The organism is Staphylococcus intermedius NCTC 11048, from assembly GCF_002902385.1.
Classification (GTDB): Bacteria; Bacillota; Bacilli; order Staphylococcales; family Staphylococcaceae; genus Staphylococcus; species Staphylococcus intermedius.
The window spans coordinates 286,325-298,576 of sequence record NZ_PPQH01000009.1 but is presented as its reverse complement, the minus strand read 5'-3'; the positions used below and the strand labels follow the sequence as shown (position 1 = coordinate 298,576).

Annotated in this window: 7 protein-coding genes; 2 read left to right on the top strand and 5 right to left on the bottom strand. The window is 38.5% G+C overall.

The window, feature by feature from the left end; all coding sequences use genetic code 11:
- Window positions 1-221: 221 nt before the first annotated feature.
- Complete coding sequence (locus CD138_RS03440) at window positions 222-530, bottom strand: metal-sulfur cluster assembly factor (RefSeq protein WP_014614389.1); 309 nt, start codon at window positions 528-530, stop codon at window positions 222-224.
- Window positions 531-643: 113 nt separating this feature from the next.
- Here CD138_RS03440 and CD138_RS03435 point away from each other — a divergent pair, with 113 nt between their 5' ends.
- Both CD138_RS03435 and CD138_RS03430 read left to right on the top strand, forming a co-directional pair.
- Entirely contained in the window at window positions 644-1,468 is an 825-nt protein-coding gene (locus CD138_RS03435; protein ID WP_019167301.1) for a Cof-type HAD-IIB family hydrolase, read from the top strand.
- A gap of 49 nt (window positions 1,469-1,517) precedes the next feature.
- Window positions 1,518-2,843, top strand: coding sequence for a CoA-disulfide reductase (locus tag CD138_RS03430; RefSeq protein WP_019167302.1), 1,326 nt, complete (start codon window positions 1,518-1,520; stop codon window positions 2,841-2,843).
- Window positions 2,844-2,950: 107 nt separating this feature from the next.
- Here the strand turns inward: CD138_RS03430 and CD138_RS03425 are convergent, their stop codons facing one another.
- The 4 genes from CD138_RS03425 to addB form a co-directional block, all read right to left on the bottom strand.
- A complete protein-coding gene (locus CD138_RS03425) occupies window positions 2,951-3,340 on the bottom strand; it encodes a YisL family protein (RefSeq protein WP_019167303.1) in 390 nt (129 codons plus the stop codon).
- A 737-nt stretch (window positions 3,341-4,077) separates the two neighbouring features.
- On the bottom strand, window positions 4,078-4,983 hold the full coding sequence (locus tag CD138_RS03420; protein ID WP_019168272.1) for a fumarylacetoacetate hydrolase family protein: 906 nt from the start codon (window positions 4,981-4,983) through the stop codon (window positions 4,078-4,080).
- Between the two features lie 82 nt (window positions 4,984-5,065).
- Window positions 5,066-8,710 carry a helicase-exonuclease AddAB subunit AddA gene (gene addA, locus CD138_RS03415; RefSeq protein ID WP_019168273.1) on the bottom strand — a complete coding sequence of 1,215 codons (3,645 nt, stop codon included), beginning with the start codon at window positions 8,708-8,710 and terminating at the stop codon, window positions 5,066-5,068.
- Complete coding sequence (addB, locus tag CD138_RS03410) at window positions 8,707-12,171, bottom strand: helicase-exonuclease AddAB subunit AddB (protein WP_019168274.1); 3,465 nt, start codon at window positions 12,169-12,171, stop codon at window positions 8,707-8,709. Before addB ends, addA begins: the two co-directional genes overlap by 4 nt.
- Window positions 12,172-12,252 lie beyond the last annotated feature (81 nt).

The following is a 12,252-nucleotide window of genomic DNA, read 5'->3' as shown; positions in this document are numbered from 1 at the left end:
GATTATATATTGTATACTTTTGTTTTCATTCGTGCAATCGTATTTTTAAAATTAATGTAAACGCTTTATTATATATTCAAAATTTTTTAGCGCATTGTCTTGTTACTTTTTACCAACAATCCACCGAAAGTCGACTTTGCGAAATGCATACGCGCATTAAGTGAAAAAGACTTTCAAAATTGCATTCACAATTAAGAAAGCCTCTTTAACTCTTCAGAATATTAGCTGATACCTAACGCAATTTTAGCGTAACGTGACATCATATCTTTATTCCATGGTGGATTCCAAACGATATTCACTTCTGTATCTTGAATTTCCGGAAGTTCTGCTAATACTGTTTTAACTTGATCAACAATTTGTGGCCCTAGTGGACAACCGATTGAAGTCAGTGTCATTTCAACAGTACACAAACCGTCATCATCTAAATCTACTTTATATACAAGCCCTAAATTGACAATATCAATCCCCAACTCAGGGTCAATGACATTTTCAAGTGCGCCTAAAATACTATCTTTCAGTGCCTCTTCCATCCGTATCACCTCTTTTGTGTTATTACTAGTAACAATATATCAAAATAACCACTTTTCGACAATAAAATGCTATGATATGGATATACTGAAACTTTGCATTAAGGAGATAATGAATGAAACAGCATTTAATTTGTTTAGATTTAGATGGAACACTTTTAAATGATGAAAAAGAGATTCCAGAATATACATTTCGTGTGTTAAAAACACTACAACAAAAAGGTCACGCCATTATTATTGCAACAGGTCGACCTTATCGCGCAAGTCAGCGTTATTACGAACAACTCGGATTAAAAACGCCTATCGTTAATTTTAACGGTGCGTTTGTACATCACCCTTTTGATCATACATTCCCAGTTCAACATCATCGTTTAGATGAAGGACTTGCGACAAGTATGATTGAAACGTTAAAAAAAATGAAAGTTAAAAATATGATTGCTGAAGTCAAAGATTGCGTCTTTTTAGATCAACCTGACCCACAACTCTTTGAAGGGTTTAGTATGGGGAGTCCACTCATCAAAGTAGGTGATTTACGCGAAAACTTAAATGAAGATCCGACGTCGCTATTAATTGAAGCTGAAGAAGCCATGATTCCACGTGTGAGACAAGTGTTGACACGCTTCTATGCTGAAAATATCGAACATCGACGTTGGGGCGCACCATTCCCTGTCATTGAAATCGTCAAAAAAGGCATTAGTAAAGCAGTCGGTATCGATATTGTCAAAGATTGTTTAAATATTGACCATGACCATATTATTGCATTCGGCGATGAAGATAATGACTTAGAAATGATCAAATATGCGTCATACGGCATTGCGATGGGAAATGCGATAGATGAACTCAAACATGTCGCTAAAGAAACCACACTGTCTAATAATGACGACGGTATCGGTGTTTATTTAAATCGTTTCTTTAATTTAAATATCCCTAAAGAGAAATAAGACAACATTAGAAAATTCAAACAACAGTAGAGAAAAAGGAGTGGTTGTAATGACAAAACATATTATCGTCGTTGGTGCAGTTGCTGGAGGTGCAACAAGTGCCAGCCAAATTCGACGTTTAGACAATGAAAGCCGTATTACAGTTTATGAAAAAGATGGTTTTATGAGTTTTGCGAATTGTGGTTTACCTTATTACCTGGGAAATGTCGTAGAAAATAGAGATAACATTTTATCAGCAACGCCAGAAAAATTTAAAGCTAAAAAAGATATTGATGTTAAAGTGAAACATGAAGTCCTCCACATTGATGACAACAATCAAACAGTGACTGTAAAAAACCACCTCACTGGCGAAACCTTTGTCGATCATTACGATATTTTAGTGCTGAGTCCGGGTGCACGCGCAAGTCGCCTCAGCTTTGATGTCCCACATCTTTTCACATTACGCAATATGGAAGATACTGATCAAATCGATACTTATATTCGTGAAAACAATGTACAAAGTGTGCTCATTGTCGGTGCAGGTTACGTCAGCCTAGAAATGGTTGAAAACATGCATCATCGCGGGCTCCAGCCGACACTCATCCATCGTTCTGAAGCAGTGAATAAACTCATGGACCAAGATATGAACAGTGTCATTTTTGATGCGCTGAATCAGTACAACATTCCATATCGTTTAAACGAGGAAATTCAGTCGATTAATGGCCATACGGTGACATTTACGTCAGGTGCAGTTGAAGACTATGATATGATTATTGCTGGTGTCGGTGTACGACCAAATTCAGAGTTTATTCAAAGCTCTGGTATTCAACTTGATACAAAAGGTTATATCCCAGTCAATGACAAATTTGAAACAAACATTCCAAATATATATGCAGTTGGCGATATCGTTACAAACTTTTATCGTCATGTTGATTTACCTGCACACGTCCCGCTTGCTTGGGGTGCACATCGTGGCGCAAGTGTCGTCGCTGAACAAATTGGCGGTAACCCAGAAGTGAAATTCAAAGGCTACGTCGGTGCCAATATAGTTAAATTTTTCGATTACACACTTGCAAGTACAGGTATTTCACCACAAGAATTGAAAAACTTTGATTATCAAATGGTCGAAGTCAACATTAATACGCATGCCGGTTATTACCCTGATAACAGCAAAGTTCATTTAAGAGCGTATTTTGATAAAAAAACACGTCGCATTTTAAGAGCTACTGCAGTGGGTCAAAAAGATGTCGACAAACGTATTGATGTCCTGTCTATGGCATTAATGCATCAAGCAACCATTGACGAATTAACAGAATTTGAAGTGGCTTATGCCCCACCTTTTGCACATCCGAAAGATTTAATTAACATGTTAGGATACAAAGCACGTAATCTATAATATAGAAAAAGCGAAGGATCACAGATTGAGCATCCTTCGCTTTTTGAGTTGTTTGATATGAACAGTTGTCATTTTATGAATGACTCACATTTCCAACTTGTGTTCGATTATTTGAATAACCCTGTAATAGGCCCCCATGGTAAAATAGCACCTAAAATAATCGTCACAATGGCTACAACGAAAGTAGCAATAAATACACCACGACTTGATGCTTTTTTCTTCTTACGCGCTAAAGTCACTTCAATTAAACCGACCACTGCAATACCTGCAAGCATTTTCAAAGTCATTAACATATGACTCACGCCCGTAGCTGAAAATGCTTTGATTGCAAGCCAAAAACCGGTAATTAAAACGAGAAGCATAAATAAACGTGTTGCCATATGAAGTGATTTAAATAACGGCGTCGGCCCTTGTTTATTTGAATAGTTTTCATATGTCGCATAAAATAAAATTAAAAGTATAATCCAACTTACAATGTGTACGTTGATTAAAATCATATTTGTACCCTCCTTAGAATGCGAATCTTTCCAATCATAACATAATATAGCCTTCTATACATTTCAATTACCTAATTATTGAAAATCCAAACACTTATAAAGATTATCGTAACAAAATTGCGACATTATTTTTAAGACATATTTGAGAACATACATTGGTGCATTTTTTTTATGATAGTTTGCAATTGATGCTTCGTTTGCTTTATGCCCACTTGAGTACACCTACCTAGCGCCTTAGAAATAGAACTCAAAATCGTAATCAATAAAGTTCATTCACCGTATACCTCCCTGCTTCCTTGCTCCACCTTTATGCAACAAATGAATGTCAAAACATCATACGATTTGCGCAACGCCTTTTCACTTTGACGCATTCTCTTGAATTGCAAGAACCGCTCGAGACTCCCGTGGGATAGAGTAAAAAACAAAATGTCGTCTTTTAACTTTGATAGAGGCTACTGTTTAACGCAGTAGTTGTCTGACTTCTCAATACGCATGCTTTTGAGAAGTCTAGTCAGCCTTGCGGAGGCAGTACGATGAAATCTTTGTTCCACATGAGATTTCTGTACTGCTCCCAAAATCCAATTTGGCTTCTAATAAATGTACACTTTAATCAAGCCAAATTGAGTTGAGGCAATCCCTTGGGTAACGCGAGAGCGAGTTCGGCAATTTAAAAACACTAACTACGACATCAATGCAAAAAGCACCAAGCGCAAAATCGCTTGATGCTTCTTTACATATTAATCTTTCGCAATAAAGTTAGTTAACGTTCCAATATTATCAATCGTAACTTTCACTTCATCACCTGGTTGTAAAAACTTCGGCGGATTCATGCCAGCTCCAACGCCTGCTGGTGTACCCGTCGCAATAATATCTCCTGGGTGTAACGCCACATATTTTGAAATTTCTTCAATCAACTCATCAATTTTTAAAATCATTTGTGATGTATTACCGTCTTGACGAATTTCATTGTTGACTTTAGTGACAATATTTACATTTTCAGGTGTTGGGAGTTCATCTTTTGTCACGATGTAAGGCCCCATTGGACACCCACCCGTTAAACTTTTAGATAAGAAAGCTTGGTCATGGGCTTTTTGTGCATTACGGTCTGTGATGTCATTAATAATCGTGTAACCATAAACATAATCCAACGCTAAGCCTTTTGGAATTTTTTCACCTGATTTACCAATCACAACACCAAGTTCACCTTCATAATCTAAAGCGTCCGTAATATCTTGGTGGTTTGGAATTGTACTTTCATCACCTGTTAATGACGAAGCTGCTTTCGTAAATACATATAAACGATCCACTTCATGTTTTAACTCTTCTGCATGTGCTTTATAATTACGTCCAAATGCTATGACGTTATTTGTAGGTGTTACTGGTGGTAAAAACTCGATATCTTCAAATTTCACTTTATACGCATCACCGTTGCCACTATTTTCTGCAGCAACAACTGCTTTACGTACTTGTTCTTGAAAGTCTAATGTTTGGTTTTGTTGTAATCCTTCGAGCAATGTTCGCGGATGGAAATCACCTTCACCAAAATTTGCGAAGACTTGCTTTAAATCCCAAGCTGCTTCTTCTCTTTTTACCTTCACTCCGTATGAAGTTTCACCTTTATGTTTGAATGATAGAAATTTCATTCATCATCAGCTCCTAACGTATATCTTAGTCATATTATAACGAAAAATTTAGACAAATCACAAATTTTTGAAGTACTACCCTTTAAATCTCTAGCTCTCCATATTTAAAGAAGTACAAATAGCCGTTGACTGGACATTTTAAAATGGTTTCTAAAGCACGTTGATAATATTGCATTTGAATCCGATATTTTTCTTTTAATTGTTTTTCTAAGTCTTCATCTGACATACCTTTACGACGAATGAGCGCATCTGTTTTATAATCAACAAAGTAATAATGACCGTTTTCTTTAAAGACGAGGTCAATCATCCCTTGAATAATCGACGCATCTGTCGTATCTGCTGTATGTTCGACTTCATGTTGATTAACGACAAATGGAATTTCGGTATAGACTTCATTACTTTGCGCAATACGTGCATACAATGGACTTTGGATAAAGCGTTTAATTTCTTCCATCGCGATGACATTGACATCACGTTCATGAATGATGGAACGTTCGACTAATGATTCGATATAATCATTTAATGCTTGATCCGATAATCCATCCTCAGTAAATGGCAGATGTTGCATGACAGTATGCATCAATGTGCCTACTTCTGTTGCGCTGTGTTGTTGTTCTTGTAAAAATTGCGGACGTTCATAAGTAGCCACACCGAGACGATATTGACGGACACGCTCATAATTCGTGTCAGCTTGTTCTGTATCCAGTTGGCGCTTCAGCTCGGACACAGACTGTTTCGAAGCTTGTTGAACGGCTTGCCCATACGGATACACGTACAGTAATTGTTGCATGACACGTTGCGCTAGTTCATCGTCTAATGGCGTAGATGCAAGTCGCGCCTCTAATGTTTCAATGGCATGACCTTGATACGTTGCCAAATCTTGCTCAGTTGGGAGGACATCCCCCGCTTCGATATGTTGTAACTTTAAACGTGGTTTTACCGCTGCATCTAACGACTCAATATCGACCTCAAAACGTTGGTGACGTTGGATACTCGTATTTTGATGCTTACTCAAAATACTATACAACAACTGAAATGGATGTTTCGCATTAAATCGATCAATCGCGGTTAATTTTTCATCAGCAATTGTTGCAGCTGCCATCATATCGAGTTCTTCTTCTTTTTTGGATGTCCCGATTAAAATGAGTTGTTCTTTCGCTCGTGTTAACGCAACATAAATGAGTCGCATTTCTTCAGAGATCATCTCTTTTTGATTGATCAAATCGATACTCATAGATATGAGCGATGGATAAAACAGCCCTTGCGTCTCATCGTAATATTGTAAGCCGAGACCTTCATGTTGATTGAGCACGACTGGCTTTCCTAAATCACTTTTATTAAAACTACGCGTCAAGCCTGAATAAATAACAAATGGAAACTCTAGCCCTTTACTGCTATGGATGGTCATCATACGCACCACGTTATCATTTGGACCAATGACATTTTCTTCACCAAAGTCTTTACCGCGTTCAATCATTTGGTCGATAAAACGAATAAATTGGAATAAACCGCGGAAGCTAGAATTTTCAAAATCAACAGCTTTATTAAACAAACCATGTAAATTTGCACGACGGCCACGCCCACCGACTAAAGCACTAAAATATTGAATAATGTAGTGATCATTAAACAATTTGTCGATGAGTTGATATACCGGATGATGCTGACTGTATTCTTGGTAGCGTGCTAAATCATTTAAAAATGGCTTTAACTTTGCCACAATCGCAGGGTCCGCCGCTTCATCCTCAATGTAATGTTGAATCGATTGATAGAAATAGTTGTCTTGAGGCGACACAATACGAATTTTAGCGAGTTCATCTTCTGTAAATTGATAAATCACCGAACGCATTAAGCCGACTAAATAAATATCTTGTAGCGGATTATCAATCGTCCGTAAAAATGACAACATTAACCGAATTTCAGTTTGTTCAAAATAGCCTTGCTTACTATTCACAAATAGCGGAATGTCTTGATCTTTAAACGCTTGTTGAATAAGTCGCGCATTACTATAACTTCTCTCAAGAATCACAATATCTTTATATTGCGCCTGACGATACGCGCCTGTTTTCGCATCATATACTTTTTTCGTTTCAAGAATGGTCTGTACTTGTTTTGCGATAAAATAGGCTTCTTGTTCACTCGCGGTCATCTCTCTGTCTTTATCAACCATAAGCACATTGAATTGCACAGGGATATCGACTTCATCATACGGCGCCCCGTAATAAAGTTTGGCGGCCGCATCATACTCAATTTCACCGACTTCAGCATCCATCATATGATCAAACAAATAGTTCGTCGTTGAAAGCACTTCTTTACGTGAACGGAAGTTTTGTGATAAATCAATCCGCCAACCACTCGACTGATCGGGTTGATTAAAACGTTGGTATTTTTCGATAAATAGACTCGGATCTGCTTGTCTAAATTTATAAATCGACTGTTTCACGTCCCCCACCATAAATAAGTTGCCATTGGATTCATCGCCACGTTTAATGCTCGCAATAATACTCTCTTGCACACGGTTGGTATCTTGATATTCGTCGACTAAAATTTCTTCAAAACGTTCACGATACAATGCGGCAATTTCTGACGGCTCACCATTTTGATCTCTTAAAATTTGTAACGCAAAATGTTCATAATCCGAGAAGTCTAAAATATTACGCGCTCGTTTCGCACGACTAAATGCATGAATGACGTCTTCTGTTAAGGTCGCCAAATAATTCACACGCGGTGCCAAATGTTGTAATTCCTCAAGCAACGTCTCATCACCACGTCCAACAAAAGTCGATTTCACTGCATTAAGATTATCTTTAAATTGCTCATAATACGCTTTAAAGTTCTCATAAGCCGCATCGAGCATCGGATCTTCTTTCACAGCTTTCGGTTTTGTCGGTATACGCCCGAGTTGATATTCAGCCAATGCGGATTTATCAATGTGCCGTTCACTTAACAGTTGTCTCAAAAATTGTCTATGTCCATCAATAAATTCAACATGTTTTGGAAAATCGCCAACTAATTCAAACTGATGATACGCTTCTTCTATCGCATTTTGTGCCGCTTCTAAATATAAACGAATGTACTTGTTTAAAATATCTAAATAGTGCTGTTGTAGATGACGTTCCAAATAAGGTTGATCGAGTGAATGCAACCAGTTGATAGGGTCAGGATTCGCAATACTAAAATAATATAAATGCTTCACCATCTGGCGTAATGCAGCATCATCGCGGTCTGTAGAAATATGTTCAGTGAGCGTCACAAAGGTCGGATCTAATCGATCGTAATGCGCTTCAAATACGTCATCAATCACTTCTTCAAGCAACAAAACATTCTCAACTTCACTCGCTGTTCTAAAGTTCGGATCAATGTCCAACACGTCATAATGTTGCTGAATCAATCGCAAACAAAAACTATGCAACGTCGAAATTTGCGCTTGGTGTATTTTTGTACGTTGATTTTTTAAATGTTGATTAGAAGGATCTTCAATTGCTGCTTGTTGAATACGTGCTTCAACACGATGTTTCATTTCGCGTGCACTTAAGTTCGTAAATGTTACGACAAGCAAGCGGTCCACATCGATTCCGTCACGTAAAATACGCTGAATGATTCGTTCAACCAGTACTGCGGTCTTACCAGAACCAGCCGCTGCTGCCACGAGCACATCTTGTCCTTTAGCATAGATGCTTTCCCACTGTGCATCGGTCCACTGTACGTGATCAGGTTTTGTTGGAATCATACGTCATCCTCCTCTTCTTCTGCTGCCAATATTTCTAGTGGCTTAATTTTTTCATCAACACGACGATATTTCGGACTATCAATCATACTATCGACGTGACAGACGGCTTGATACTGACAATATTGGCATGGCAATTGATTGCGGTATTGTATCGGCGCGACTTCATTGTGGCCATCCATAATACGACTCGCAATATCTACAAAGTTTTGCTTATTATGTTGAATTAATTTATAAATCGTTGCTTCGTCAGCCACTTTACTCGTCGCATTCAAGCTACCGTCTTTTTTCATACCGAGTGGGACAATGTCTGATTTAAAGCCACTCGTCAATCGCTCATCATAAGCGTCCAACACATCGACATCATTGTTGAGTAAGCCTTGCAGTTGATAAGACTTCAAAAAGGCTTCATCTAATTTGGCCGCTTGGATCTCATTCCACGCCCGCTTTTCATCTCTAAACTGATGCACGTACATGTATAAAAAGCCGCCTGGTTTCACTTCTTCCACTAAACCTAAACGTTCCTTGTTTTGTAACGCAATATCCATATACGTCATCATTTGCATTTGCAACCCGTAATACACTTTTACCAAATCGAGTGACGCGCTTGTTGATGATGATTTGTAATCGATAATATTGACGAAGCTTTTATTATTTTTTTGGTACGTATCAATACGATCAATTTGACCACGAATATAAATCGGCATCCCTTGTGACGTATACAACGTTTCTGCTTTCAGTTCTGATGCGTCTTTCGGTGATTTACGGAAAGACTTTTCAAAGGCGATTGGCTTAAATTGAGAATGCGATGTTTGGTACTTCATCGCATACAATGTCGCTTGCACGATAGCGCCAATTCGTTGTGATAAATAGCGATAATACGACGTTGAATTCAACAAATTAAATTGTACATGGGGTAACAATGTCTTCAATGCTTCATTCGTCAATTGTGCAATTTGAAGCTCTGTTAACTGGTTAAAACGCCCTTCTACCTTGTCAGCAATATATTTGAGTACGTCATGGAAAATTGTCCCTAAGTCAAAGTTTTGCAGTTGATATTTCGTCCGCTCATTCAGTTTCAAGCCGTGCGATGTATAGTGCTTAAATGGACAGCTTTGATATCCTTCAAAACGGGACACACTCGCATGAATCGCTTCACCGTATAACTGTGTCGTCAAGTCCGCATCGAGTTGCACCGTGTCATTGTTGTACGTGAGTGCCGATTTCAAATGTGCCAGACCCTCATCGAGTTGTGGATATTGTGCCATCACTGCATATGTCGTAAACCATGTATCCGAAATTAATCCTTCATCTAACCACGTTTTAAACGCTTCGAATAGATGCACTTTCGTTTGATGTGGGTGCTCGATTAATAACAAAGTGTCACGCGCTTGCTCATGTGTTAATTGCGTGATGTCCAAATTTTGAAACATTTGAAGCACATCATTTAAAAATGGGCTTTTCTCACGCTCAGCACCACTCGCATCCATCAGACTGTATGAAAATGTCACTGCATCTGTCCCACGTGTCATCGCAAAATAACAGACGAAAGCTTCATCCATTTGTAAAATATCTGAAGTTGGACTCAACTGCACACCCGCATACGTTTCAAAATCTTTCTTTTCATTATCAGAAATAAGTCCCGAACCGTTAATCGCTTGCGGCATCACACCATCATTCATGCCAATCATATAAATGTGTTTTTTATTGTCCACTTTCGCTAAATCCATCGTCCCAATCGTCACTTGATCTAACGTTTGTGGAATCATTGAAAATTCGAGTTCGTTCAAACCGACATCCAACACTTCTAAAAAGCGTGTCAATGTCATTTCACGTTCACCAAACACAGTCACGACATCGTCCAACACACGAATAAACCCATTCCAAATTTGATCGATTTCTTCCGCCGCTTCATGTTCACCTTGCTGATCCAACATGTCACGCTGCGTCATTAATTGATTCGGCAATTCAAAATCTTCCATCGCTTCATAAAAATATGTCGCAAACGCTTTGGCATTTGAACCTTGTGCTAACTTTTCTTCAAAATTCATCAGCTTATTAAACACATTCGTTTTTAAATCAATGACACGTTCAAACGTCGCCGTCTCTTCTTCGGTCAACGGGTCATTCGGTCGGATGCCCATTTTACGAAATTGATTCAGTTCGAAATATTGTGGATCGACCCAACGTTTACCATAAATACCACGCTCAATCGCAAAGTTTTCCAATAAATGGACTAAATACGCACTGTCTGAAAATGTTTGCGTTAAGACATTCGTTTTCAACAAACGCATCAACGGTTCAAACTGCCAATCGGTTTGTAACACTTCGATTAAGGCACGTAACATTTCCATAATTGGATGATGCGTCATTGATTTTTTGACGTCAATATTGTACGGAATATCATATTGTGGCAATATCGCATCTAATAAATAAACGTAAGCTGGATCACGATACAAAATTGCAATATCTTGATAACGGTATTGTTTTTCACGCACATCTCTTAAAATCGCACGTGCCAGTTCATTCACTTCTTCACGTGTCGTCGGTGCTTCTATGATACGAACCCCGTCGTCTGCGGTATGATGACTTTCAGGTTGCAATGCATCAAATTGCGCTTCTAACACGCGTAATGACTGAGACTTAAAACGTTGCTGCGAATTAAAATACAGCCGTTCAAGTGGTTGTTGTATGCGCTGAGCCATCTCCTCAAAATGACGCAATGACTCAGATGGCTTTCGAAACATACTTAATGCATCTGAATCACCGTTTGTTGTGAGTGCGACTGTCACAGACTTCACATGTTTTACCAATGCTTCAATCATTTGATATTCTTGGGTAGAAAAGTTGTGGAAACCATCTATGTATATTTCTGCTTGTTTGAGCCATTGCGACTGTGGAATCAACGTGACGAGTCGATTCATCAACGCTTCACCGGTAAAATATTCCGAGGACAGACGTTCTTGCAGTTTTTCATAAATCAGCGCAATATCATATAACTTATGACGTGTACGCGGATCAAGATGCTCATCTACAGCCATTTCTGATACCATCTCAGGCGTCACGGCATATTTTTCAAAATCTTGAATTTGTTCACGCACTTTTGTACTAAACCCCATATAACGTACTTGTGAACGATACAACTTCAACTCTTGCTGTGTCTCTTGTAAAATATCGTAAATCATCATCTCAATCGCAATCGACGACAAACGTTTCTCATGCACCCCACCTAATTCTTGCACAATGCGATGTCCAAGCCGTTCAAAGTGCAACACTTCTGTACGCACACTGCCTAACAACTCTGTATCATTAACGAGCGCTTGTTCATACAAATACGTCCCCTGCATCGGTGTAATGATGATGATAGGCTGTCCTATCGGTTGTGCTTTCATTTTTTCTTTAATTTCCGCTAACATGTGTGTGCTTTTGCCCGTTCCAGCACGACCTAATAATGTTCGAAACATCGAATCCCCCCTATCTTAAGTCCAAATTATGATTCATGATTTAACATTAATTATAGCATTAACCGCTTGCGATACTCTATG

Bases quoted from the DNA above. Each gene is read 5' to 3' on its own strand.
- CD138_RS03425 (WP_019167303.1), bottom strand. From the start codon at position 3,340: ATGATTTTAATCAACGTACACATTGTAAGTTGGATTATACTTTTAATT.
- CD138_RS03435 (WP_019167301.1), top strand. From the start codon at position 644: ATGAAACAGCATTTAATTTGTTTAGATTTAGATGGAACACTTTTAAAT.
- CD138_RS03420 (WP_019168272.1), bottom strand. From the start codon at position 4,983: ATGAAATTTCTATCATTCAAACATAAAGGTGAAACTTCATACGGAGTG.
- CD138_RS03430 (WP_019167302.1), top strand. From the start codon at position 1,518: ATGACAAAACATATTATCGTCGTTGGTGCAGTTGCTGGAGGTGCAACA.
- addA (WP_019168273.1), bottom strand. From the start codon at position 8,710: ATGATTCCAACAAAACCTGATCACGTACAGTGGACCGATGCACAGTGG.
- CD138_RS03440 (WP_014614389.1), bottom strand. From the start codon at position 530: ATGGAAGAGGCACTGAAAGATAGTATTTTAGGCGCACTTGAAAATGTC.
- addB (WP_019168274.1), bottom strand. From the start codon at position 12,171: ATGTTTCGAACATTATTAGGTCGTGCTGGAACGGGCAAAAGCACACAC.